Annotated in this window: 21 protein-coding genes; 12 read left to right on the forward strand and 9 right to left on the reverse strand. The window is 39.1% G+C overall.

What is annotated here, in order from left to right:
- Positions 1-328 precede the first annotated feature (328 nt).
- The 3 genes from BMX21_RS12635 to BMX21_RS12645 all read right to left on the reverse strand — a co-directional run bounded on the left by BMX21_RS12635 (position 329) and on the right by BMX21_RS12645 (position 5,962).
- A complete protein-coding gene (locus BMX21_RS12635; RefSeq protein WP_092044905.1) occupies positions 329-3,301 on the reverse strand; it encodes an AAA family ATPase in 2,973 nt (990 codons plus the stop codon).
- Positions 3,301-4,608, reverse strand: coding sequence for an exonuclease SbcCD subunit D (locus BMX21_RS12640; protein WP_092044908.1), 1,308 nt, complete (start codon positions 4,606-4,608; stop codon positions 3,301-3,303). The genes BMX21_RS12635 and BMX21_RS12640 overlap by 1 nt, the downstream gene beginning before the upstream one ends.
- Positions 4,609-4,795: 187 nt before the next feature.
- Positions 4,796-5,962 carry a replication initiation protein gene (locus tag BMX21_RS12645; protein ID WP_022753342.1) on the reverse strand — a complete coding sequence of 389 codons (1,167 nt, stop codon included), beginning with the start codon at positions 5,960-5,962 and terminating at the stop codon, positions 4,796-4,798.
- A gap of 1,468 nt (positions 5,963-7,430) precedes the next feature.
- Between BMX21_RS12645 and BMX21_RS12650 the strand changes: the two genes are divergently transcribed.
- Positions 7,431-8,243, forward strand: a complete 813-nt coding sequence (locus BMX21_RS12650) for a YlmH/Sll1252 family protein (RefSeq protein WP_022753339.1) — start codon at positions 7,431-7,433, stop codon at positions 8,241-8,243.
- A gap of 14 nt (positions 8,244-8,257) precedes the next feature.
- Here the strand turns inward: BMX21_RS12650 and BMX21_RS12655 are convergent, their stop codons facing one another.
- The gene (locus tag BMX21_RS12655) at positions 8,258-8,710 is read right to left on the reverse strand and encodes a hypothetical protein (protein WP_022753338.1); all 453 of its coding nucleotides are present in this window, start codon (positions 8,708-8,710) and stop codon (positions 8,258-8,260) included.
- 469 nt (positions 8,711-9,179) lie between these two features.
- Between BMX21_RS12655 and acpP the strand changes: the two genes are divergently transcribed.
- The 11 genes from acpP to BMX21_RS12710 all read left to right on the forward strand — a co-directional run bounded on the left by acpP (position 9,180) and on the right by BMX21_RS12710 (position 19,850).
- A complete protein-coding gene (acpP, locus tag BMX21_RS12660; protein WP_022753337.1) occupies positions 9,180-9,413 on the forward strand; it encodes an acyl carrier protein in 234 nt (77 codons plus the stop codon).
- 108 nt (positions 9,414-9,521) lie between these two features.
- A complete protein-coding gene (gene accD, locus BMX21_RS12665) occupies positions 9,522-10,358 on the forward strand; it encodes an acetyl-CoA carboxylase, carboxyltransferase subunit beta (protein ID WP_022753336.1) in 837 nt (278 codons plus the stop codon).
- Positions 10,351-11,184, forward strand: a complete 834-nt coding sequence (locus BMX21_RS12670; RefSeq protein WP_022753335.1) for an acetyl-CoA carboxylase carboxyltransferase subunit alpha — start codon at positions 10,351-10,353, stop codon at positions 11,182-11,184. Before accD ends, BMX21_RS12670 begins: the two co-directional genes overlap by 8 nt.
- An 18-nt stretch (positions 11,185-11,202) precedes the next feature.
- Entirely contained in the window at positions 11,203-12,156 is a 954-nt protein-coding gene (locus tag BMX21_RS12675; RefSeq protein ID WP_092044911.1) for a beta-ketoacyl-ACP synthase III, read from the forward strand.
- An 81-nt stretch (positions 12,157-12,237) separates the two neighbouring features.
- On the forward strand, positions 12,238-13,167 hold the full coding sequence (locus tag BMX21_RS12680; protein WP_022753333.1) for a nitronate monooxygenase: 930 nt from the start codon (positions 12,238-12,240) through the stop codon (positions 13,165-13,167).
- Between the two features lie 109 nt (positions 13,168-13,276).
- Complete coding sequence (fabD, locus tag BMX21_RS12685) at positions 13,277-14,236, forward strand: ACP S-malonyltransferase (RefSeq protein WP_022753332.1); 960 nt, start codon at positions 13,277-13,279, stop codon at positions 14,234-14,236.
- Positions 14,237-14,337: 101 nt separating this feature from the next.
- Entirely contained in the window at positions 14,338-15,099 is a 762-nt protein-coding gene (fabG, locus tag BMX21_RS12690; protein ID WP_022753331.1) for a 3-oxoacyl-[acyl-carrier-protein] reductase, read from the forward strand.
- A 54-nt stretch (positions 15,100-15,153) separates the two neighbouring features.
- Positions 15,154-16,443 (forward strand): beta-ketoacyl-ACP synthase II, encoded by a 1,290-nt coding sequence (fabF, locus tag BMX21_RS12695; protein WP_092044914.1) that lies wholly within the window; start codon positions 15,154-15,156, stop codon positions 16,441-16,443.
- Between the two features lie 64 nt (positions 16,444-16,507).
- Positions 16,508-16,972: a 3-hydroxyacyl-ACP dehydratase FabZ gene (gene fabZ, locus BMX21_RS12700; protein WP_092044918.1), complete on the forward strand. Its 465-nt coding sequence runs from the start codon at positions 16,508-16,510 to the stop codon at positions 16,970-16,972.
- Between the two features lie 245 nt (positions 16,973-17,217).
- Positions 17,218-17,634 (forward strand): MarR family transcriptional regulator, encoded by a 417-nt coding sequence (locus tag BMX21_RS12705; protein WP_092044921.1) that lies wholly within the window; start codon positions 17,218-17,220, stop codon positions 17,632-17,634.
- Positions 17,635-17,651: 17 nt separating this feature from the next.
- Positions 17,652-19,850 carry a TerB N-terminal domain-containing protein gene (locus BMX21_RS12710; protein ID WP_092044925.1) on the forward strand — a complete coding sequence of 733 codons (2,199 nt, stop codon included), beginning with the start codon at positions 17,652-17,654 and terminating at the stop codon, positions 19,848-19,850.
- Positions 19,851-20,091: 241 nt separating this feature from the next.
- Here the strand turns inward: BMX21_RS12710 and BMX21_RS12715 are convergent, their stop codons facing one another.
- The 5 genes from BMX21_RS12715 to BMX21_RS12735 form a co-directional block, all read right to left on the reverse strand.
- Positions 20,092-20,307 (reverse strand): GNAT family N-acetyltransferase, encoded by a 216-nt coding sequence (locus BMX21_RS12715; protein ID WP_022753326.1) that lies wholly within the window; start codon positions 20,305-20,307, stop codon positions 20,092-20,094.
- Positions 20,308-20,372: 65 nt separating this feature from the next.
- Positions 20,373-21,173, reverse strand: coding sequence for a nucleotidyl transferase AbiEii/AbiGii toxin family protein (locus BMX21_RS12720; protein WP_092044928.1), 801 nt, complete (start codon positions 21,171-21,173; stop codon positions 20,373-20,375).
- Between the two features lie 4 nt (positions 21,174-21,177).
- Positions 21,178-21,720, reverse strand: a complete 543-nt coding sequence (locus tag BMX21_RS12725; protein WP_022753324.1) for a type IV toxin-antitoxin system AbiEi family antitoxin domain-containing protein — start codon at positions 21,718-21,720, stop codon at positions 21,178-21,180.
- A gap of 307 nt (positions 21,721-22,027) precedes the next feature.
- Positions 22,028-22,600, reverse strand: a complete 573-nt coding sequence (locus tag BMX21_RS12730) for a histidine phosphatase family protein (protein ID WP_176757289.1) — start codon at positions 22,598-22,600, stop codon at positions 22,028-22,030.
- Positions 22,601-22,706: 106 nt separating this feature from the next.
- Positions 22,707-24,431 (reverse strand): ABC-ATPase domain-containing protein, encoded by a 1,725-nt coding sequence (locus tag BMX21_RS12735; RefSeq protein ID WP_092044934.1) that lies wholly within the window; start codon positions 24,429-24,431, stop codon positions 22,707-22,709.
- Positions 24,432-25,036: the final 605 nt, after the last annotated feature.

Here is a 25,036-nt window from a genome sequence, read left to right on the forward strand (position 1 = left end):
CAAACATTTTTGCTGAACTACCCGAAGCTTCTATTCATTCCACTATATCGTGGCAACGAATACAGTCATTGTCGCAAAAATCCAGCTTTAAGAGTACAAAACATAGATGTGTCAATACCATCATATTCGCGAGGCCCTTCCTGCAGGACTTTGACAAATAAAATCATAAGCCGATTTTTGAAAATGTTCTTGATTTTTCTTAGGTAGTGCGAAGCTGCAGTATAGCATGTCCACGGAAGCGTAGCAGTACCTTAGAAAAATCAAGGTTATTTTCACATGATGCGTTGATTTTATTTGTCAAAGTCCTGCCGCGATCCCCCCGCGACTCTCACTCGGTACGGCACTCAATGAAGCTTCCCTTACCCTGCGTTACAGTTACCACTAGCTGTTTATCGATCCTCTCCTTAAGTTCCCCGACATGTGAGATGATACCCACAAGTCTGTTACCTTCAGAAAGTGACGCAAGTGAACTGATCGCCTGATCCAAAGTTGCATCATCAAGTGATCCAAAGCCCTCATCTACAAACATAGTATCCAGCTGGATTCCGCCCGCACTTCTCTGTATCTCATCAGAAAGTCCCAGCGCAAGAGATAATGAAGCCATGAAGGATTCACCGCCGGACAATGTCCTTACACTTCTGGTTCCGCCATTATAATGATCGATAACATCAAGCTCAAGTCCCGACTGGGATTTGATATTATCCTCATCTCTTCTTACAAGTTCGTAGTGTCCACCTGACATAGTCATAAATCTCACATTGGCCCTGTTTATGATCCTGTCAAAAAAGCTTCTCTGTATATAGGTTTCAAGCATGATCTTAGCTTTACCACTAAGATTACCATTAGCTGTCTGGGATATTATCTTCTTATATGTAAACTCATGTTCCAGAGTTTCAAGCTCTGTTCCAAGTGATAACAATTTGGTTTTAAGTTCTTTGTTGTTATCTATTCTATTTTTTACTAAAGAAAGAAGTTTGTTATTATCAGTATACTCTTTGTTAAGATCTGACCTTCTTTCCTCAAGCTCTTCGAGATTTTCAGATTTGCCCTTTGCAAGATTTTTGGATAGAGCAGCTATCTGACCTGTAAGATCCTGGACTTTCTTTTCGCAGTCTCTTGCTTTTGCATCAGCATCTTTATAAGCCTTATCTATTGCTTCTTTTTCAAGCTCCAGCTTTTTGATATGCTCAAGGGCTTTTTCTTTAGACTCATAAGTAAGAGATTTCTTTAATTCTTTTTCTCTGACTTTAAGTCCTGTTATCGTTGTCTCAAGTTCCTTTGAAGATAGCGCATTTTCATTTTGCATCTGAGATACTTCTTTTATCGACTTCTCAAATGCAGGTATTTCTGCAGTCAGAGATTCAAGAAGATCAGAAGCCTCTTTGAGGCTTTTAATAACTGCAGTTACATCTTTAAGATCTTTTTTGAGACTATCAAATTCAAGACCGAGACTATCTGAAAGACCTTCAGGAATCTCATACTTTTCTTTGGAGGATCTTAACTCTTCCTCATCGCTTAAAATAGCTGCAATATTACTTATGTTAGAACTAATATCTGCCTTATCTTCATGCCTTGATACATCACCTTTATCAGAAGCTATGTTCTTATCTTCACTTCTTGATATATCGCCGTTATCAATAGCTTCAATATTATCTTTATGTTCATCTTCGATATCTTCAATAAAGCCTTTATTTATATAGCTTTTAATATCATCAATGATCGTATCAAAGAGCTTGTTAACTTCCGCTTTTTTGGCAGATGCGCGGCTCACCGCCTTTTGCATCAAGGCTCTTTGCTTTTCTGCTCTATTCATAGCATCATCAACATCTTTTTGAAGCGGAACTTCCTGCTTCAAAACTGCCAGATGTGGATGAACAGTGGATCCGCACACAGGACAAGGCTCACCTTCAGATAAACCTTCAGCCAGTATTCCGGCCTGAGCATCAAGGAAAAGGCGGTTTTTGGATTCATATTCTCTTTGAATCAGTTCGTATTTTTTTGCCTGATCCTGATATTCCTTCTGGAGATCTAATAGTTCCTCTTTTTCCTTAGGATATTCATTCTTAATAGCTACAACTATATCCTGAACATCCTTGCCCTTATTTTTAATTTTGCCAAGTTCTTCTTCGGCTTTGATCTTCCTTGCAGGAACATCTTTGAGTTTTTGCTGGTCCTTCTTTTTAGTAGCATATTCTTTCTCAAGTTCTGCTGCCTTGTTTACCAGCTCTTCTTTGGATTTTTTTAGTGCTGATAACTTCTTTTCAGCTTCAAGGATACTATTTTGAGTCTCATCGAGCTTGTCATAGGATGATAGATTTTCTTTCTCAGAAGATATCATAATAGCAAGGGGTTCGCTCTTTTTATAATCTTTGGCTTTATTCTTCAGATCTTCTTTGGCACTTTCGTATTCCGGCTTTGCTTTCTCAAGTGCAGCTTTGTTCTTGTTAAGAAGATCTTCTGATTTCTTCCTCTCAGTTGCGACTCCGATAGATCTATTCAGATCTGCAAGGCTTTTTCTAAGCTCACTTTCTTTTTTGCTAAAAAGCTTAAGATCTTCCTTGTCCTCTTTATCTATATCATCAATAAAAGCTTCTATCTCATTAGTTTTACTGCACTCAAGAAATCTCTTTTGCTCTTCCTGATCCTCGCTTCTTACCTGGATCTGGGCTATTTTTTCGGTAGCGATAGCCGATTTTAATTTATAATCATCTTCGGCTTTATTAGCCTCTTTTTTCAAAATCTCCTGAAGCCTTTGATATCTGCCGGTCATGAAGATCTGCCTGAATATCTTGGACCTTTCGGTGGTATCTGATAAGAGCAGTTTCATAAAATCGCCCTGAGCTATCATGGCGATCTGAGTGAACTGATCCTTGGACAGTCCTATTATCTTCTCAACCTCTTTGGTAACTTCGCTTGTTTTGGTGACAGCCTCTCTCCCGTCAGGAAATTCTAAAAGTGCATCGGCTTTCTGGGTTGTAATTCCGCCGCCTCGAAGGGCAGGCCTTTCGTACTCCGGATTTCTTCTGATCCGGTACTCCTTGCCATGATATGAAAAAAGAAGTTCAACATAAGTCGGGACTTTAGCATCAGAATATTTACAGCGAAACATCCTGGGATCACGGCTGCTTCCGCTGGGTTCTCCGTATAACGCAAAACAGATTGCATCAAAGATCGTAGTCTTGCCGGCACCTGTATCTCCTGTGATCAGATACATACCTTTTTCGCCAAGCTTGGTAAAATCTATAAAAGTCTCATCCTTGTAGGGACCAAAAGCTGAAATCGTAAGATTTAGCGGACGCATCAGGCTCCTCCTTCCCAGAGCTTCTCAATCTGTGACTGAACATAAGTTGACTCTTCCAAAGTAAGATCACGTCCATTTTGCAGATTATAAAACTCCTGGAATAGGTCAAGAGGAGATTTCTTCTCGACTTCATCTGGAATCTCACTGTTATAAACAGCCCTTGTACGAAGGTTATCATAATCAAGCTTCATGATATTGGGATATATGGAGCGGAGCCTTCCCAGAGCATCCGGAACATCATCCTCATCAGTAAGTGTCACATGAATATAATCATCAGTATTTGTATCTGCATAATTTTTCTTTGCTGTAAGATCAAGGTAAGTCCCTTTTATCTCTCTCATATCCCTTTGCGGGATAAGTTCTGCAAGCTCAATATCAATATTGCCCTTTTCTTTAAGGGTGATTATTGGAACACTTTTATTTTTCTTACATTCGGAAAAGGAGTATTTGAGCATAGTTCCGCAATATCTTATATGCTCATTACCACCGATTATCTGGGGAGTATGGATATGACCAAGTGCGACATAGTCAAATAAATCAAAGCTATCTGCACTAATCTCATCTACTCCGCCTACACTTATCTCTTCAGAATCACTTCTGGTTGCACCAGTTACAAACTGATGAGCCATGATTATATTGCGGGCACTTTTATCAATCTGCAATCCAGATAAAACATAATCTATCGCTTTCTGATAAGATGTTATGTCATCTTTGGATATTCTAGCGCTGATTGCATCCTTAGAATCAATATCCAAGTCACTGTTCTCATCAGGACATATATCATTAGCATTTATATCGCCGGTATTGTTATCCGTGCTTTTATTATCTTCAGTTATACTATTAGTTTTGTTTTCAACACTTCTCATATTATCAGAGCTACCGGTATCATCTGCCATATGCGCTCTGACAATAGAAGGCTTTAAAAAAGGTAGCATATACAGGTGAACCTGACCATACTCATCTTCCAGATCCATCCTTGGAACAGTTCCGTCAAAAGTTCCGCCAAAAAAGATCCCACTTTTGTTCATAAGCTTGGAGCCAAAAGATAGTCTCTCCTGGGAATCGTGATTGCCGGAAGTAATATATGCTTTTATGCCCTCATCTGATAATCTTGTGAGAAATGAATCAAAAAGTGCAACAGACTCTGCCGGTGGAATAGGTCTGTCATATACATCACCGCTTATCATGATTCCATCTACATCTTTGGCTATGGCAATTTTGATTATATTGTCAAGCATATACTTTTGATCTTCAAAAAGATCAAATTCGTATACCTTGATCCCAAGATGCAAATCTGATAAATGCATTAGTCGCACTTTTCTATCCTCCCAAAAAAGGCCGCAATAACTGAAGGTCCCCTAAATTCCCCACTTTTTTACAATTGTTTAGCTTCTTACAAAAACACTCTTACATATCCCGTTTAAAAATGGAATATGATTATAATAGCTTCACTAACCCGAAAAAAAGCGCCGACTAAATGTCGGCGCATAGATCTTAGTTCTCTACGAATCTTCTTTCAAGTTCTTCAAAATCGTAGGTGTTCTGCTCAAAATCAGCATCTTGTACGCCTGAAGCGTTTTCAGTATAGCCGTTCTTAATAGCACTGATCATCCATCCAACTATATTATCAATTCGTCCTGACTTTCTGGATATTCCATAAGCGTAACGAACCTTCTTCATATCCATGCCTGCAGCTTCAAGGATTGCCTTTGCATCACTTGCAGTGATCTTCTCACTAAAGAGCTGCTGCATCTCATCGATCTGCTCGAAGATATCCTTCTTGGGAGCAGCCTCTACTTCCTTAGACTTTTCGTGTCCTACTCTGGAAAGTTTGAAGCAGATACTTACTACCTTTCCGCCTCGTCCCATTCTTACAGGCTTGTACTCTACACGGATACTGGACTTTTTGTTAAGCTCTTTTTTAGCTCTTTCAAGTGCGTATCTTCTGAAGTCCGTATAATTGGACATCTTGTTGATACCGCTCTCTTCAGCTTTTCTTTCAATCTTCTCATAGTCAGGAGATTCTTTTTTCAGAGCCTTGGCAATATCAGCATTCTCCTGAGGATCGATGATTCCGAGCATGAGCTTGAGATCAGTGAGTTCATAGGTCACTTCATAAGGACCTTCTGAATGACTGATCGCACGCTGATAATCCATCTCAGCTTTGAGAACTTCGTAAAGTCTGTATGTATATATACTTGTGAATGTCAGAGACTCCGACAGGTTCAGAACAGTATAGTTGTTCTTAAGACCTGTAATATATTTCTTGATCTTACTGTTGTAGCGAAGTGTCAATCTCCCATCATGAAAAGAAACATCAGTGATAACATTTGATGCTTCTATCTTCTGTTCTTCCTTGTCTTTGTAAATAATACGCCAGTCAAGGAGTGATGCCTTATTCTTCTGAGGCTCAACCAGTGCAACAATCTGATCATAAAAAGAACCATTGTTACGGCCAAGCGCTTTACGCAAATATGTTCCGGGAATAATCGCTTCCAGACTTCCATCGTCCAGTTCTTTTGCCATCAGGATTCCAATAGCAAAAAGCTTCTGGCCAAGGAGTGTAGATTTACCCTTTGCGGTGATCAGAGTATTGGACTTCTTGTACGTAACATTGCTGAGCATCGTACTGTTTTCAGTATTTTTCGTCTTAGATTCCAATTTTCTCTTACTAACCCCCCTATTACATTCCAATTTAGTCTTACTTTTTAAGTAAAATCATTATACTCAAAAGAATCCCCTCCCGCAATAGCATTCCATTTTTCTCGTACTTTCGAAATCTTCCAAAATTCGACAGGTCTGATTCCAAAATTCGGCAGGTGTTAATTAATTCATTCCAAAATCAGACAGATGTATACCAATTTCATTCCAAAATTAACCACAACTAATTCTAAAAAAAAATTTTTAAAAATATTTCCCGGTGATCTATATTCCAAAATACACCACATTAAATTCCAAATAGAACATTAATACATTCCAAAATACACCAGAACATTAATATAGACATGCATTCAATGATAATTTAAGCAATTACATTTTTAGCAATTCGATGTACTTTATTCCAAAAATGCACAAGATACGACCAAATTGGAATGAAGAATCCAGTTTTTACCATACTTTAAGGCGCCAAAATTCCAATTAATTCCATATCTTTTTTCCAAAATTCACCACATCTTCTTAGCATAATAAACGTATAGGCCCCGGATCCATTAATTTTTCATTTTACGGCGGTTTTTTATTCCAAAATTCACCATCTCTTACGTATTTTTATTCCAGATATCACCAAAACTTAGTGTTTTTTATTCCAAAAAACAGCATAATTTACGGTGGACTTATTCCGAATTTCATCACATCTTTTGATTTTTATTCCATATTTACGCACATCTTTATCCCCTTTTTTCCAAAAAATACCATTTCTTTCTTCTTGAAATTCCATTTTCACCCACAAGTTTTATCAAAATATTCCAAAAAAAAGCAAAACTTTGGCTTTTTTAAAAACCCGCAAGACCTGCTCAGTTCTGGATTCCAGAGGTAAACCCATATTTTCCCGCCAAAAACAAGCTCTTTTTCCAAAAATCACCAGAACTTAACCCTTCCGGAGGCTTCCAAAACTCACCATAACGTTTTCCGCAGATCACCAAAAATTTATCCAAAAATAAGCTCTCTTTTTTCCAAATTACACCATATCTTTATCGGGAAAAGCCTTAAAATGCGCGGTTTGAGAGCTGTCCTAAAGAAAAAAAGAATTGTTGTATTAATCTTTAATTAAGCAACAGTGACACATACGCATCCGTATATTTTTAAAAAATCTGTTCGGCACTTAGGAAAGGGGTGTGGAGAAGCGAAAGCTATCGAAAAAGCGAACAAAGCGCAGGGCCGGGTTTAAATACAAGAGGGCGCGGGGCGCAGTATAAATATGCACAAAATTTACATTATGCAGGGCGGCAGGATAATAAACAGGGGCGCCGGGGGCGCCATAATATATCAGCCAAAATATACATTGATATGCTATGAGGGGGATCATGATAGGGGGCGGCCGACGGAGCAATAATTAGAAAATATGTTAAAATCTGTTTAGGATTAAAATTATGCCTATAACTACTTTTTATAAAAATTGGTGAGGAACCTCATGGAAAATGATAATTCAATGCTCATCGGTCATATCAAAGATCTGGCATCAAGAGCATATCAAAACGATTACACAACGCACACTAATTTCCTAGGGCTTTCAGAACTTGCAGCTGTGCTTGATGAAATTAATAAAAGCGGCGGTTCTGCAGCAAACCAGGTTTACAACAGCGTAAAGTTTACATTATATGGCGGCTATGAAGACAGTGAAAGAAATGTCCTTTGTTTTCTTCCTTCTTATCTCGATGCTGAAAGTTTAAAACTTCAGGAAGATGAAGGAGGTTCCATCGTATCCTGCCTTAAAGTTGTGCCGGTAAATGCAAAATTTGCAGATAAACTTACTCACAGAGATTTTCTTGGGAGTTTAATGAACCTCGGAATCGAAAGAGATATCATAGGTGATATCCTCGTTTCAGAAGATGGACAGGTTGCATATTTATTCATATTAAAAGATATGGAAGAATTAATATGTAAAGAGCTCATCCGAATAAAACACACCTGTGTTAAATGCATACCGGTTTCTAATAAAGAATGTGATATAAGACCTTCTTTTGAAGAAATATCTGGATCTGTTGCATCCGAAAGACTTGATGCCGTGCTTGCACTCGTCTATAGAATATCCAGAAGCCAGGCTCAGGAACTTGTGTCAAGACAGCTGGTCTTCATCGACGGAAGATGCGCCTTCAGTGCAGGTTATGATCTCAAAGAGGGCTCAAGAGTTTCTGTAAGAGGTCATGGTAAATTCAAATATCTCGGACAAACAGGCAGCACCAGAAAAGGACGACTCATGATCAAAGTTGCTGTATACAAATAATACTGGTGCTACTATTACCATGTACCTGCTATGACACGCATAAGGATAAGTGATGCCAGGATAATGCTAGTCCATGTTGTTACTACTAATTCAAGTACCAGTTTGTGGATCTTTTTTTCATTCTCTTCATTGATCCCTTTGTTTATCAGTTCATATAGACGGTCAGAATATCTAAGGTATTCATCATCATCATATTTTTCATGAAGATAACGTTTCAGATGTTCAAAGAGCTGCTTCGTATCTCTTCCTCCGTCCCACATGAAAAAAGGCTCCTTTATTGTAAAGATCTCGTTATCACCAATAAGAACTTTAAAGTCTGTAAAAGTCGTTTTATTATCAATACGAATAAAATTGTACCTTACTGCTCTGAGCTGATCGAGCTCAATTTCTTTGTGCTGGTGTTTTAAGATAAGCTTTGTATCAGTAAGCTCTGCCTTTAGGTATTTGTAAATATGTGATGATTTCAACGTGTAAAACGCTCCTTTGAGATTCTTGAATTAGTTTTTTTGTAAATTATAATTTCTTCCAATTATATGGCAACAGCCTTGGAATTAGAAGCTTTGTTTTGTTATAAGACTATTTTAATTGATGCGGAAATTCGAATATATGGTCAGATAGGCAAAATAGAAGTGTATAAAACCTTAAAACCACTGATTATATCAGTGGTTTTCTTTTACCGATAATACTGATGTTGCTATTGCCGAAGAACAATTATTTATCAATTAAATATTAAAAATTTTAAAGTTATCTATTGACATTATTGGAAACTGGTTTTAATATTTTAATCAGTTTTGAGATGCTTAAAAATATTTAATTAAAGAAACTTTATCACGTAGTTTTTTGAACTACATAATGAAGTACAAGGATTCTAAGATACGATTCCTTTCTTAAATTAAATACAAACAATCTTTTCTTTATTATAAGGAGGAAACTAATATGAATTTTGAAGACGTTAAGAAGATTATTGTAGACACACTTGGATGCGACGAGGATAAGGTTACAGAAGAGGCTTCTCTTACAGAAGATCTTGAGGCAGATTCACTTGATCTTGTAGAGCTTCACATGGCACTTGAAGATGCTATCGGCACTAAGATCCCTGATGAAGTTATCGCTAAGCTTGATACAGTTGGCAAGGTAGTTGCTTACCTCAAAGAAAATAAGGTAGCTTGATTAACTACCGGCAAACAAAAATTGCAGCACACTTCTTTGCATCAATATACAAAGAAGTGTGCATAATAATACACTTCTATCAGATACTATTGAAAGGATTTTATTCTAATGAGTATACAGGATAAACTTTTCATTACATGTCCTTCATGTGAAAGAAGACAGCTCATCCCCAAATGGGAGAAGCTCCTTTATGTATGTCCCGTATGTGGCAAGTACCTTCCATTAAGTGCAGATACAAGACTTAAGGCTGTGTTCGATACAGGTACGATGTCACTTATGGATGCAAATATGTCTCCGGCAGATCCGCTTAATTTCCCAGAATATGAAGAAAAAGTAATTAAACAGCAAAAAAAGACTGGCATGAAAGAATCCGCTGTCTGCGCAAAAGGCCGCATCGGCGGTATTAAAGCCGTATGCGTTGTTCTTGATTCACACTTTTTCATGGGATCTATGTCCAGCGTTGTTGGAGAGAAAGTTACAAGAGCAATTGAATATGCAACTAAAAAGAAAAGACCTCTTATCATCTTCTCAGCAAGTGGCGGTGCCAGAATGCAGGAGGGTATCTACTCTCTTATGCAGATGGCTAAGACAGCTGATGCTATCGAGGAGTTCTCAAGGCAAGGTGGTCTATATATAAGCTATCTTACACATCCTACTACAGGCGGTGTCACAGCTTCTTTTGCCACACTTGGAGATATAACTCTTGCTGAGCCCGGAGCTCTTGTAGGATTTGCAGGTCCAAGAGTTATCGAACAGACAATTGGCAAGAAGCTCCCCAAGGGATTCCAGAGAGCAGAATATCTTGAGTCCCACGGTTTTGTAGACAAGATAGTTGAGAGAAAAGATATGCGCGCAACCTTGATCGATCTTCTAAAGCTCCATCAAGGCAGCGAACATCATGGTATAACTCTTCTTCAGAGAAAGGAGGTAGCATTTAATGAATAAAAATCTATCACCACTTCAGAGGGTTTCTATCGAACGTTCAATTGACAGACCTCATATTGAAGACTTTATAGAGCATCTGTTTTCAGATTTCTTTGAGCAAAAAGGTGATCATCTTTTTGATGAAGATAAGAGTATCTTCGGCGGTATTGCCCGTTTTAACGGACGTCCCGTAACAGTCCTTGGTCATCATAAGGGACATACTGTGCAGGAGAACATGGACTACAATTTCGGAATGCCTCGTCCTGAAGGCTATCGTAAGGCTCTTCGTATCATGCAGCAGGCAGATAAGTTCCACCGCCCTATCATCACTTTTGTAGATACACCAGGCGCTTATCCCGGCAAGGAAGCTGAAGAGCACGGTCAGGGAGAAGCTATTGCAAGAAACCTTGCTGCTATGTCACACCTTAATGTTCCTGTTATCACAGTTGTAACAGGTGAGGGTAACTCCGGCGGAGCTCTTGCAATAAGCGTCGCTAACAGGGTCATTATGCTTGAAAATGCTGTATATTCTGTACTCTCACCTGAGGGCTTTGCTTCTATCTTATGGAAGGACTCAAGCCGCGCTGAAGAAGCCTGCGATCTTATGAAGATGACTTCCTATGACCTTAAAGATGCAGGATTTTGCGATGAGATCATTGAGGAGCCGGAAGGCGGAATGCAGGTAGATTCTGAAGATGTATATGAGAGACTTTCTCTTTCTATAGAAAAGGCTCTTACAGCATATTCCAGAATGAATGCCAAGGATATAATTGCCGACAGGCATGAAAAATACAGGAATATAGGTGAGGTTAAGGAGCCTGCATCTTTTTTCCGCAAAAAGGCCTGAAAGGAATATTAACTAATAATGCAGGGAATTAAGATATTATCCGTTGCCGGTTGTCATCCAAAAAAGAAGGTTACAAACGATGATATAGCCAAAATCGTTGAAACCGATGATGAGTGGATATCCACAAGGACCGGTATACGTTCAAGATATTTTTGCGAAGATGATGAATCCTGTGTATCTATGGCTATAGAGGCTTGTGGCACAGCCCTTCAAAGATCCGGAATATCCAAAGAAGATATAGGATGTGTCATCTGCGCTACTATTTCTGGAGACTATGCAACTCCATCTGTTTCATGTATGGTGCAGCAGGCACTTTCACTTCCGGAAGATATTCCGGTACTTGATGTTAACGCAGCATGCAGCGGTTTTATATATGCTCTTTGCGTAGCCAGGGGGCTTCTTGAAGCAAGTGGAAAGACATATGGTCTTGTAATAGGTATGGAAGAACTCTCCCGCCTTCTTGATATGACAGACAGAACTACCTGTGTACTATTTGGAGACGGCGGCGGCGCTGCTGTTATAAAAAGAGATCCTAATGCTCTTTTTCGCCAAACTCTCGGTGCAAGAGGCGGCAAAGAAATATCCTGCCTTGGTGCAGGCAATGCAAACAGCTTCATTCAGATGGATGGAAAGGCTGTATTCAGATTTGCAGTATGGGCTATGCCAAAGTGCATAGATGAGCTTCTTAAGGCAGATGATGGATGTGACATATCTCTGTCAGATATAGACCATGTGGTATGCCATCAGGCTAACTCCCGTATAATCGATCACGTAGTCAAAAAGTCCAAGGAAGATCCGTCTAAATTTTATAAAAACATGGATCATTTCGGTAATACCAGCGCAGGATCTATCCCTCTTGCCTTGTCAGAATTATATGAAAATGGAAGCCTTAAAAAAGGTGACAGGCTCATACTTGTAGGCTTTGGAGCAGGACTTACCTGGGGCGGTGTGATGATCACATTTGGTGACTGATTATAAATAAATTTTGGATTTTAGAATAAAAACAGCTTTTGGTCTATATAAATGATATACGGATATAAAGGGAGGAAAGGTATGAATTATTTAAATAATATATTGGGAACAAAATATCCCATAATTCAGGGGGCTATGGCCAATATAGCAACAGGCACTTTTGCAGCAGCCTGCTCTAATGCTGGTGGTCTTGGAATCATAGCTACAGGTGGCATGAATCCTGAAGTATTAAGACAGGAAATTGCTACATGCAGATCTCTTACAGATAAACCATTTGGTGTAAATCTCATGCTCATGCATCCGCAGACAGACGAGTTCGTAAGAATCGTATGTGAAGAGAAGGTTCCATTCGTAACAACAGGTGCAGGTAATCCCGGTAAGTACATGGACAGCTTCAAAAAGGCAGGAATCTTCGTAATGCCTGTAGTTGCTGCTCCTATCCTTGCAAGGCACCTTGAAGACTGCGGAGCTGACGCTATCATAGCAGAAGGCTGCGAATCAGGCGGTCACATCGGAGAGATGACAACAATGACTCTGGTACCTCAGGTATGCGACATTGTAAATGTCCCTGTAATAGCTGCAGGCGGCGTTGCTGACAACAGGCAGATGCGTGCAGTACTTGAACTTGGCGCATGTGGCGTACAGGTTGGTACATGTCTTCTTGGATCTATTGAATGTCCTATTCATGACAATTATAAAAATGCCATCATTAAGGCCAAGGGAAGCGATACTATCGTTACAGGCCGCATAGGCGGAACTCCTGTACGTGTTCTTAAGAACAAGATGGCTCGTGAATATGTAGCTCAGGAGAAAAAAGGTGCAACTCTTGAAGAGCTTGAAAAGTATACTCTTGGTTCTCTTAGAAGAGCTGTATTTGAAGGAGATACTCAGACCGGCTCACTTATGACAGGCCAGACCTGCGGTCAGGTTAAAGAAATAAGACCTGTAGCAGATATCTTCGCTGATCTATGCGCAGGAATTGATTTTAGCGCTGTCAAAGAAGCTATGTAAAAAATAAAGTATGAATGCCTGTAGAAACTTGAGGAAAATATATTTGTATTTTAATTCTATGATTTATATTTAGTTGATCTATAGTAAACGACTTTAGAAAGGATTATATATGAAAAAAGCTATATTATATGCGGGTCAGGGCGCTCAGCATGCAGGTATGGGCAAAGATCTGTATGAGAAGTATACAACATTTGCAAAAGCTTTTGACTGCGCAAACGATGTTCTTGATTTTGATCTTCATAAGCTTTGCTTCGAAGATCCTGATGGAGACCTTATCAAAACTCAGTATACACAGCCTTGCATGGTTGCATTTGCTGCAGGTATGACAGCTCTTCTTAAAGAAAACGGATATGAAGCTGACTATGTTGCAGGTCTTTCACTTGGCGAATACTCAGCTTTAGAAGCTGCAGGAGTTCTTAGCGCAAGGCAGGCGATCGAACTTGCTGCATTTAGAGGAAAGGCAATGGCGAAGGCTGCAGAAGGTATCGACTGCGGCATGAGCGCTGTACTTAACCTTGAAGAAGGTGTTCTTAATGAGTGCTGTGAAAAGGCAAGCAAAGAAACAGGCGAAATAGTTATGATCTGTAACTTCAACTGCCCGGGACAGCTCGTTATAAGCGGTCAGAAGGCTGCTGTTGATAAAGCAGGCGAGTATGCAAAGGAGGCAGGTGCCAAGCGTGTTCTTCCTCTTTCTGTAAGCGGACCATTCCATACAAGCTTCATGAAGAGTGCAGGTGATGCACTTTCAGACAAGTTCAAAGAAATCTCTTTTAGCAAAGAGTCTATCACGGTTCTGTACGATTATCTGGGCAAAGAAAATGAAGAAGGACTCTCAATAGAGGATCTTTTGGTAAAGCAGGTTCAGAGCCCTGTTCGTATGGAAGAAATCATAAGACGCTTATTTGAAAACGGCGTTAGAGAATTCGTAGAGGTTGGTCCGGGACATGCACTTTCCGGATTTATCAAAAAGACTGCAAAAGCTATTGGCGTAGATGATTATGTTATCTACGCCGTAGAGACAGCTGAAGAATTCGAAGAAATGCTTTCAAAGAAAACTTTAAGTGCGTGATCTGGATCGTTATAAGAAATTGATAGATTATCAGAAATCATGTATTTACAGATTGGAAATCTGATTTGTTATTGATAAGAATTTAAGATGAGGAATAACGAATGAGTGAAACAAAAAGATGTGCCCTGATCACAGGTGGAAGCCGCGGCATAGGAAGAGCTATCGCTGTCTCAATGGCAGGCGAAGGATATGATCTTGTGATCGGATACGCAGGTAACAGCGCCAAGGCAGACGAGACAAGAGAACTTTGCTTCAATGCTGCCAGCACAAATGGTAAAGAGATAAGAGTTATATCAGTTCAGGGAGATGTAGCTACTCAGGAAGGAGCTAAAGCTCTGGTAGAAGCTGCCATGAACGAGTTTGGAAGAATTGACGTACTTGTTAATAACGCAGGTATTACAAGAGATGGTCTTCTTATGAGGATGAGCACTGAAGATTTTGATGATGTTATAGCTACTAATCTTAAAGGTGCATTCCTTATGACAAGAGAAGTTGCAAGGCCTATGATGAAGCAGCGCTATGGCCGAATCATCAATTTATCAAGTATTGTAGGTCTTCACGGCAATGCAGGTCAGGTCAACTATTCTGCAAGTAAGGCTGGCCTAATCGGTCTTACCAAGTCTACTGCCAAGGAGCTTGCATCAAGGAATATAACCTGCAATGCAATAGCTCCCGGATTCATAGGCACAGATATGACCAAGGAGATGACAGATGCTGCCAAGGAGGCAACTCTTGCTACTATCCCTATGAAGAAGGCAGGCGAACCTTCTGACATAGCCAATGCTGCACTTTTCCTTGCATCAGAGAAGTCATCCTATATCACAGGTCAGGTACTTGGCGTTGATGGCGGTATGGGATGCTGATATTACTTGGTTTTTATTACTAATATTGGTTTTGAGAATTTAAAAGGAGTTTTTATGCGTAGAGTAGTTGTAACAGGAATAGGAACAGTTAACCCTACCGGCAACAGCGTCATGGAAAGCTGGGATGCTATCAAAAACGGCAAGTGTGGAATTGGTCCTATAACTTATTTTGACACAACAGATTTTAAAGTTAAGGTTGCCGGTGAAGTTAAGGATTTCGATGTTTCAAAGCGTCTTAACAAGCGTGAAGCAAGACGTATGGCCCCATTCACACAGTATGCTCTGTATGCCGCAGAAGAAGCAATCCTTGATTCTGGTCTTGTAAAAGAGGGTCAGAAGGATGCTGAAGGTAAAGAGATACCTTTTTATGAATCAAAGGTAAGTGAAGATGAAGCTGCAAGATGCGGTGTTATCATCTCAAGTGGTATCGGCGGAATCGGTATCATCGAACAGGAACATACAAGAGGTCAGGAGAAGGGTTGGGAGCGAGTATCTCCTTTCTATATTCCTATGTCTATTTCAAATATGGCGGCAGGAAGAGTTGCTATAGCTCATGGTCTTAAGGGTATGTGTACATGTCCTGTTACAGCCTGCGCAGGCGGATCTAATGCTGTAGGCGATGCCTTCCACAGAGTAAGAGACGGTTATGAGGATGTTATGATATGCGGCGGTGCTGAAGGCTCTATCACTCCACTGTCTATCGGCGGATTCTCTTCTATGACAGCACTCTCCTATTCTGAAGATCCTGAGCGCGCAAGTATTCCTTTCGATGCTGACAGAAACGGATTTGTAATGGGTGAAGGAAGCGGCGTACTTGTGATCGAAGAGCTTGAGCATGCCAAAAAGCGTGGCGCCAGGATCTATGCTGAGATCGTAGGATACGGTGCTAACTGTGATGCATACCATATCACTGCTCCGGATCCAGAAGGTAACGGCGCTGCAGATTGTATGAGACTTGCTCTTAAAGATGCCGGTATCGAAGCTTCAAATATCTCTTATATCAACGCACATGGTACATCAACTCATCTTAATGATGCAGGCGAGACCAAGGCTATCAAGAAGGTCTTTGGCGAGGATGCATACAAAGTTCCTGTATCCAGCACTAAGTCTATGACAGGTCACCTTCTTGGCGGCGCAGGCGGCGTTGAGGCAGTATTCTGTGTTAAGGCTGTTGATGAGGGATTCATCCCTGCTACTATCGGTTACAAGAATCCTGATCCTGAGTGCGATCTTGATATCGTTCCTAACGAAGGAAGAAATACTGATGTTAAGTATGCAATGAGTAATTCTCTTGGATTTGGCGGACATAATGCCTGCCTTATATTCAAGAAATTTGAGGACTAAGCTGTAATATTACAGCTTAATGGTGGTAGTTGTTAATTTTTGAATTTAGTTTTGCGAGGTTATTATGTCATTACCAAAAGAACCAAGAGAAAATCCAAATATACTTTCTGCTAAAGAAATTTCTGAAATCCTGCCGCACCGCTACCCCTTTGCTCTTGTAGATGTTATTGAAGACTATGAGCCGGGAGCGTGGGCTATTGGAAGAAAGTGCGTTACTATGAACGAGCCTTTCTTCCAGGGACACTTCCCGGGTGAACCTATAATGCCGGGAGTACTCCTTCTTGAAGCTCTGGCTCAGACAGGTGCTGTTGCCCTTTTGTCTATGCCGCAGAACAGGGGCAAGATCGCTCTTTTTGGAGGAGTTAATAAGGCACGTTTTAAGAAGCAGGTTGTTCCGGGAGATGTAGTAGAGCTTAAATGCGAACTCATCCGTCAGGAAGGTCCTCTTGGAATTGCAAGCGCCGAGGCACGTGTTGGTGGCAAGATCGCTGTTAAGGCTGAACTTATGTTTGCAGTGTCTATGGACTGATTATATAACTAAATGCTTTAAAAACAATTATTGTAAAGCTTCTTTTTAATCTTCAAAACTGTTATACTTGTAGTACAACAAATTTTTTAATTAACATAATAAATGAATTGTTCTATGACAATTGTCTTATAGCCATTGTTATAGAACGGTTCTTTTATGAGTATTTTAGTATAGCAGGAGGCACAGATGGATAAGCTTGGCAAAGCTCTTTCAGACATTTACAGTAAATCAGGATACATTTTTATATGCAGATCTTTTCAAATTTTGAGACCCGTGAGGCTACTCTTACAACAGTTGAGACTTTTAGTATGGAATGTATCAACGCTCTTAAGAATCCTACCATAGCTGAGTTTGCTCATATGATGAATATTTCTGCACCTAATGCTGCATATAGAGTTAACAGCCTTTTGCAGAAAGGTTATATTGAGAAGATTCAGTCCAAGGAAGATCAGCGTGAATACCATATACGTCCGACCAAAAAATATATAAATTACTCCAACATCTATGAGTCATATCTTAAGACTATAGATGAAAGATGTAAGGAACGCTTTTCTAAAGAGGACTATGACAAGCTTCAGGAGATGCTTAATATAATCGATACAGAACTTATGCCTGAGCTTAACTTAGAGCATATCAAGAAATCCTCCAAAAAGAGTAAATGACTTAAGAGAGAAGCTATATGATCCCTTCAGATTCTCTTCGTCATGAAATCCTAGAATATTCCCTTAACAAATATAATACAAAGCCAATATATCCGTGGACTCTGCTGCCTGAGTATGCAGTTCTAAGGCATGAGAGCTCACTTAAGTGGTACGCTCTTTTTATGAACGTGGACGGACAACGCCTGGGACTTACCCCCGGGCGTATTTATGATGTCATAGATTTAAGATGCCGCAAAGAGGACATTTCATCTTACCTTGGCAAAAGAGGTTTTCTTCCGGCGTATCATATGAGTAAGAAGGACTGGATCACAATACTTCTTGATGGAAGCGTTGATCTTGAAAAGATAATTGAGCTTCTTGATATAAGCTTTGAGATCACAAGGGATCATAAGGATTTTTCATCTTCTTCAGATTATAATAAGTCTTTTGATATAAGTAATGATTCAAAGTATAACAGGTCTTTTTATGCTGATAAAAATTATGACTATAATATATCAAAAGATATAGAGATTCCGGCAAAGGTTACTTTTACAGGTACTTACAAGGATCAGCCCCTTTCTTTTGGCGGAAGAAGGCGTGCTGATGAAAGTCTCCCTCCAAAGATCGCCCAGATGAAGGAGCTTTATAATGTCCTTGATTCAAAGCCGGGAGCTGATGGCTACTATTTCTATAAGCAGGGCAAATTCATGGAAGACTATGAAGAGCCTTATGACTTTCACGGAAGATTCACAAGATATTTCCCGACTTATCATGTTATGAATAATGATCAGCTGCAGGGATATTTTGACTTTAGAAGGCGCTTTAGAAACGGGGAGATAGACGCATATTCTGTGTCAGGATCTTCTATTACTTCTTTATCCTTTGTTTATGTATATTTATACGAAATATTATGTAATATTGGTATATCAGATCCTGAGGAAGGTTTTAGGAAGCTTTTGTATATAGACGAAGTATTCGGTGATAAGGATCCTTCGATGCACGAATATATACAGGACTGGCTTAAGGACTATGTGGTCTATTATAACCTTCCTGAGAGCCTTATTGATGGAATCTATGACAAGAGCTTTGATGACAGCCTGTCTACTATTTTGACATATGAAAACTATATAAGGGATGTAAAAGGCGATAAAATAAGTTCGCCTTCAGAAAATATCATAAATGATGATAAATCATCCAAAGATTCCGCTTTTGAATTATCAGAAGATGATATACATAAGATATTTGAAGCCATAGATGCATTGTCCTCGGATAGTCTGAAGGGATCACTTTTTTACAAAAAAAATCCCAAAGACATGGAAGAGATCACTGTAAGAGCATATAGAAATGTATCACTCTTCTATCAGGAACACAATAAGCCTATGCTCCTTGAAAAGTGCTTTGGGGCAAAGGGAGTGTATCCATATCACATGTTCAGGAAGGCTATATTCTATGATCATATCCACTATGAAGATTATGAATATGTCTTTAGTGATGCAAGGATCTATAGGTGCAGGGACGGCCACTGGAGCCTTGAAACCTTCTATAAGGCTGATAGTAAGAGCAGCGACCTTGGCGCTATCTGCAAAGAGATAGACAGGATCTGCCGTAGGAAGTTCTCCTTTGGACATCCCTTGCAGCAAAAGCTCAACCTCCCTCTTATAATCCAGGCCATATCAGATGCTGCAGATACTTATATCAAGGAAAAAGAAGAAGCTGCTAAGCCTAAGATACATATAGACTTTGGCAAACTCTCCGGAATCAGAAAAGACGCTGCATACACTAGAGATCAGCTCATCACCGAAGAAGAAATGTCTGATGAAGATGAGTTTATGAAGTTTGAAGATGAAGTATTGGCTAGTAATATAACTGAATCTGTGCCAAATAAGAGCGTTGCATTATCTGATTCTAAATTACAGATAGGCGTAGATGACATTGATATTAGGGAAGTTATTTCTAACGATAATATTTCTAATGATAAAACTGTAAGTAATGATCAGCCATCCGGTAACTTACCTATCAGTGAACATCAGATGAATATTGTTAATCTCCTTCTTGCGGGCAAAAATGTCATTGAATATGCTGCATCTAATCATCTAATGTTAGCCGTAGAGATCGATGCCATCAACGAAACATTATACGACGAAATAGGTGATACTGTCATAGAATTCGATGGGGATACGCCTGAACTTGTTGAAGATTATATAGATGATATAAAACAAATCCTTGGGATTAGATAGTAGAAGAAATGATGTAAAGGTATAATTCTAGGATTGTGAAGAGACTTTGAAATTTTTTCTGTAAATATGGAACTTCTATGATAATTTAGATGTATGAAGGGTGTAGCCAGATTGTGCTAACCATCCTCTTTTCATCTCCACAAACTGTCGATTTGCTTAACCGTTTATACTGTAATAGACGATACGCTTTTTCTGTGCCTCATAAAAAGAGCCTATTTTACCTGAAAAAGCGAATAAATATTCAACGTAGTTCCTTTTTCAGTTTTCGAATAACATACTTTTCGCCTGTTCTCAGATCAGTCTTTTCTTCCGTATCGAAAGCATACTTGAATCCACATGATTCAAACATCTTGGCTGACGCAATGTTTTTCATCCTATGACCGCCTCTAAACTCTTTTGCTCCACATCTGGAAGCTTCGTCACATAAAGCATTTAGAATCTGCTTCCCAATCACCATATTCAGCTTTCTTTAAGACAAGATCATGTGTTTCCAATCTCACTTTTTTCACGTTAAAGGCTCCTTCAAAGCGATTTAATAAACTCCAAATCCTTTTTGAGAACCGCCTCAACTGGCATATCAAGCCAGTTCTTACCAGATTTTGAAACAGAATCTACATAAGCCTTATTGCTAAAAACTCTTTCCACACGCTTAACAACATCGTCCATTGTTGCTACGTTTCTAAGTGTTTCATCAGAAAAGATATACTTATCAATACAATCTCTAAGTTGCTCCTTGTCCACCTCATCGCTTAGATAGCAGATATCAAATACATCCTTATATCTCGTTGATCTACTTGCAAATCGCACAAGTGATTTCAGTTTTTCTGTAATCATCTGCGCTTTGGAATTAATCAAAAGACTAACTGCATCTTCCTGAAATCCTATATCAAAAGCATATTCTTCCTGCTCCAATGATAAATCAGCATGAACACCTATATCCATTTTTAGTGATAAAACTGTATCATTTGAATCCGTTATAGTTATAGTAATCCTTTTTCCTTTGTAGTCTTGATGGTTAAGTTCAGTTATCTTGCCATCTATAGCAATGGACAGTCCATCAATACAATCAAGACGTTTAACAAACTGCCTTATGGATTCATCAGATATCGAATATCTGATAAAATCAAGATCTATATCCTGCGTAGCGCGTCTGGCATTCTTAGAAAGACTTCTCATTACAACTCCGCCCTTGATGGTTGCATTCCTCGCCATTCCGCTTTTTGCAATTGCCTTGAGTACTATATCCTGACAGAGCTTAGATTCTGCGTTTGCTTCGCTATACCCCTCTGTTTTTATCTTTTCTACCTCATCCCTTAAATTCATGAAATCAAAGAACCTCCATCTGTATCTGATTCATAAGTGTATTACCATTTCGGAACATGTAGGCATAATCCTCAACAAGTCCAAAATCCATCTCTTCTGCTATACGCCTATAATTTTGTATTATCTCCTTGTACAAATCAAATGGTATGCCTTTTCTAAAGCGCATAAGTTCTATGAGCATCCTCTCCCTGTCATATATCCTAATACTCGAGTTATTATACTTCATCTCAATTATGCCCGGCTCAAAAATATCATCTTTGAGAAAAGACTGTATTACTCTTTGATCCTTAATCCTTGAATCCTCTCGCCGAGTTGCAAGATGAAAATGATCTGGTATCACATCAGTAAGAGAATGGTAATAAAACGCACTTTTTCCGGTAAACACTGCCCTCGGAAATTTGCTAGTTATTATATCAAGATCCGAAACATTTCTTACAGTAGAATATACTCCCTTTTCTTTCATAAAGAGTTCTCCATTGCTCAGCTCTTTCTTTATCTTATAATCCGATCCATATTTTTCTATACATTCATTATAGGTAAGAACCATGTCGATCCTCCTTTTCTGAAGGTTTAGCATTTTAAAGTAATTATACACACATCTCGGCAATGGTGTGTATTTTTGCTTTAATAATACAACACCGCGTAGAATAAATCAATTACACATTCAAGTAAAAATACACACTTTTTCTCTTTGTGTGTATTTTTACTTGAATGTTTTATTTAAAAATAATGGAAATGCCATTGTTTCAGCCAACGCATTCCCATTTTATGCAAGAAATATACAGATTGTTAAAGAATTTGTAAGTATTTTATGCTGGAATATTATGGTTCAATGCCCTAAAATCAAGTTACTGCTATGAATGAAAACATATTGAATCTATAGAATCATTTATAAAATCAATCTCAAAGTAATTTGTTGGTGCAAATATTCCATCCATTACAGTTTCATCTTTATATGTTATTTTTCTGGATTTGTCAGAAGGATTTGTTACTGTAACATCACAATAATTCAATAGATAAGAGCAAATAGCTGTAGCGTGAGAAACAATCAGTGCGGATTCTCCATCTTGAATTTTTCCAAGAATTGAATCAATCGCAATTTTCATTCTATTCTTAACATCATTTAATGATTCACCATTAGGATTTCGATAATCATGGTCTAAATACTGCTTTAGCCAGAAATCTTCGAACGCCTCGCCAATGATTCTTTCATGTAATTCACTTACTACAACAACGTTATCTGTAATAATTTTGGCAGTATCAATCGCTCTTTTATATGAAGAAGAAAAGCAATGATCAACTCTTTTCATAACTTCTTTCTTAGACTTGGCAAGAGCTATGCCTTCATCAGAAAGAGGGATCATTGATGTTTCTATTTTTATCTTTTCCGGTATAGAGTGTCTCATTAAGTAAATCTTTTTTGACATAATCATCCTATATATTAAAAAAATTATTTCTTTGATGATACTATATCCAAACGCCTAAAAAAAGAGGATTCCTGAAGAATCATCCTCAGAAATCCTCTTAATATCACTAATTTTGATCTTCCGATAATCTTGTGAAACTAACTCCTCGCATTCTGTTGATGCAGCACCATGCGTCAATTGGCCTTATCTCACTATAAAAGCTTTGTCCAGCCCCGTCTGTGCGGAATTCTCCCCTCGCATCTTCGAAAACAAGGGTGCGGTTAGTGTAGTAAACAAGCTTACTGATAAGTTCATCGGAATCTCCTTCTTTGTCTGTAAGAGTTTTTTCCATAACGCTCATAAGCGTGTTTAGCCTTTCTGGTGTGGTGAGCGCTGTTAAGCTTGTGATGTCGGCGCTGTAATCGTCCAAAATAATTTTCTTCTCATTTTCCGTTATGGTTGATCGGAAATAGAGAAACTCCTGTGTTGTTGCTTTGGGAATTAGTCTTCGCGAATCTCCCCACATTGCTGCAGCAGTCTCAGATCTTTTATCTATTCCGAAATAACTGATCTGTTCCGTAATATCCCTCGCTTCATAATCTTCCATAAGTATAACCGTGTCAGCATATGCCAGATACTCCGCCGAGCCTCCGATGACTAAAATTATGGACATTCCAACTTTTTTATTCAGTTCCTCAATTCTATCTGTAAAAGGAATAATGGGTTCATCGGGAACTATCTTTCGCATGACCTTGTCGCGAATCATAAAATTCGTGGCGCTCTTATCTTCATCGATCAAGATCAGCTTAACGCCGCAGCCGATTGCCTCAACTATGTTTGCGGCTTGAGATACGCTTCCGCTGGCATGCCTTGTACTGAAGTGGCTCAAATCTATATTGCCACTTAGTCTGTGAAAAAAAGGCTTCAGATTCACATTTTCAACAGGGCGCCCGTCCTCTGCGTTTGTCTTTAGTGCCGACCTTTCTGAAAGAACATACTCTCTTCCGTCTCCCGGTGTATGATCATAAATCCCGAGTTCTATTGCATCCAGCAACGTGCTTTTGCCAGAGTATCCGCCACCGGTTATTACAGTTATTCCCTCTTTAATTCCCATACCGGTTATGAAATCGCCATCATCTGTTGTAATACTTACTCTTAAATTATCAGGCGATTCAAATGGTTTTGCATCAGTCATAGGCTCATCTGTACCGTTATGCCTGGGCAATATACTTCCGTCAGCCACAAAGGCGCACAAATGATTGTCCTTCATAAACTTACGGATACTTCTTTGATTGATGAATGTCTTCTGCCAACTTTCAAGCTCCTCCTTGTTGATATTGGCAAGTGCTGCATCAACATGTTCGAGTATATCCTTCACCGCACGAAATGCAGACTTCGAGTTGACAGATGTGCCATTTATCAGCGGCACATTAAAGCTCATCTGAAGAACAAAACTATCAAGCTCACTGTTATAAAAGCAACCGCTTTTTTTGCCCATACAGCCATCTGGTGCCTGAATAGCGAACTTTGCCTTTTCTCTGGCATCTTTTTTGTCATTTAGGTATTCCTTACCTAGCTCCGACATGACAGGAAAAAGGTGATATAAAATGTAGTTGGAAGTCGGTATCGCAAAATCTTCTTTATCGTAACCAAAATATTCTCGTGAAATACCGATACATAAAAACATCTTTTCCGGATTTCTAAAACCAGTCCCCCTAAACCAAAAGCTGAGCTCTTGGTACGCAAATACCTTTTCTTCATCTTCATTGCCGGCATGAGTGTTATACAGCCAATGCAAACAAGACTTGTTCTTCCCTTGGCAACTCATAATTACTGACTTAAATTTGTTCAATCGATCATCCTTCTTTCTCTCTGAATTTGTAACCAAAAGCAGAAAAGGACGATTCTATTAAACAAAAAACGCACCCGAACTTGTCGGATGCGCGTTAAATCACTTTATTATAACTTCGGTGTGATTAACATGTCATAGACTGTATTCGGTAATAAAATCGTCTTATATGATTTTCTCATGTTAATCACCCCTTTCATTGGTATTTGCTATTTGATTACGTGGATATAATATCTTAAATTCGCTAAGAGTTCAAGATATAAAATTTTCATAGACAGTGTAAATTTACTGTAGGATTTAATGGGTTAAAGGAACCTTGATATGCCTTTGCCTTGTTGGCATCATAAGAATAAGCGAAATTTCATCCGCTCATTTTAGGCTATCATCATGAAGTTTGAGTGTCAATAATAGTCCACTTTCCATCGTACTAAACTAATGTAATTGCTACCGTACGCCACCCTTGACCGAACCCGACAGAAACGCTGCTTGGCTTTGCCGACGGTGAAGATGATAAGAACAGCTAATACTTCCCACCGTCGGGGACAACATCGTAGCGTTTCTGTCAGAACCCATCAAGGGCAAGCCCTGCTACGCAGGATGGCTGGTTA

Origin of the sequence: Butyrivibrio sp. TB (genome assembly GCF_900110805.1) — a bacterium.
In the GTDB taxonomy this organism is placed as follows: Bacteria; Bacillota; Clostridia; order Lachnospirales; family Lachnospiraceae; genus Butyrivibrio; species Butyrivibrio fibrisolvens_C.

Excerpts from the sequence above, each read along its gene's own strand:
- BMX21_RS12730 (WP_176757289.1), bottom strand. The coding sequence starts at position 22,600 with ATGTCAAAAAAGATTTACTTAATGAGACACTCTATACCGGAAAAGATA.
- BMX21_RS12640 (WP_092044908.1), bottom strand. The coding sequence starts at position 4,608 with ATGCATTTATCAGATTTGCATCTTGGGATCAAGGTATACGAATTTGAT.
- BMX21_RS12675 (WP_092044911.1), top strand. The coding sequence starts at position 11,203 with ATGCAGGGAATTAAGATATTATCCGTTGCCGGTTGTCATCCAAAAAAG.
- fabZ (WP_092044918.1), top strand. The coding sequence starts at position 16,508 with ATGTCATTACCAAAAGAACCAAGAGAAAATCCAAATATACTTTCTGCT.
- acpP (WP_022753337.1), top strand. The coding sequence starts at position 9,180 with ATGAATTTTGAAGACGTTAAGAAGATTATTGTAGACACACTTGGATGC.
- BMX21_RS12635 (WP_092044905.1), bottom strand. The coding sequence starts at position 3,301 with ATGCGTCCGCTAAATCTTACGATTTCAGCTTTTGGTCCCTACAAGGAT.
- BMX21_RS12705 (WP_092044921.1), top strand. The coding sequence starts at position 17,218 with ATGCAGATCTTTTCAAATTTTGAGACCCGTGAGGCTACTCTTACAACA.
- BMX21_RS12720 (WP_092044928.1), bottom strand. The coding sequence starts at position 21,173 with ATGAATTTAAGGGATGAGGTAGAAAAGATAAAAACAGAGGGGTATAGC.
- BMX21_RS12680 (WP_022753333.1), top strand. The coding sequence starts at position 12,238 with ATGAATTATTTAAATAATATATTGGGAACAAAATATCCCATAATTCAG.
- BMX21_RS12670 (WP_022753335.1), top strand. The coding sequence starts at position 10,351 with ATGAATAAAAATCTATCACCACTTCAGAGGGTTTCTATCGAACGTTCA.
- BMX21_RS12710 (WP_092044925.1), top strand. The coding sequence starts at position 17,652 with ATGATCCCTTCAGATTCTCTTCGTCATGAAATCCTAGAATATTCCCTT.
- fabF (WP_092044914.1), top strand. The coding sequence starts at position 15,154 with ATGCGTAGAGTAGTTGTAACAGGAATAGGAACAGTTAACCCTACCGGC.
- BMX21_RS12725 (WP_022753324.1), bottom strand. The coding sequence starts at position 21,720 with ATGGTTCTTACCTATAATGAATGTATAGAAAAATATGGATCGGATTAT.
- accD (WP_022753336.1), top strand. The coding sequence starts at position 9,522 with ATGAGTATACAGGATAAACTTTTCATTACATGTCCTTCATGTGAAAGA.
- fabG (WP_022753331.1), top strand. The coding sequence starts at position 14,338 with ATGAGTGAAACAAAAAGATGTGCCCTGATCACAGGTGGAAGCCGCGGC.
- BMX21_RS12715 (WP_022753326.1), bottom strand. The coding sequence starts at position 20,307 with ATGGTGATTGGGAAGCAGATTCTAAATGCTTTATGTGACGAAGCTTCC.
- BMX21_RS12650 (WP_022753339.1), top strand. The coding sequence starts at position 7,431 with ATGGAAAATGATAATTCAATGCTCATCGGTCATATCAAAGATCTGGCA.
- fabD (WP_022753332.1), top strand. The coding sequence starts at position 13,277 with ATGAAAAAAGCTATATTATATGCGGGTCAGGGCGCTCAGCATGCAGGT.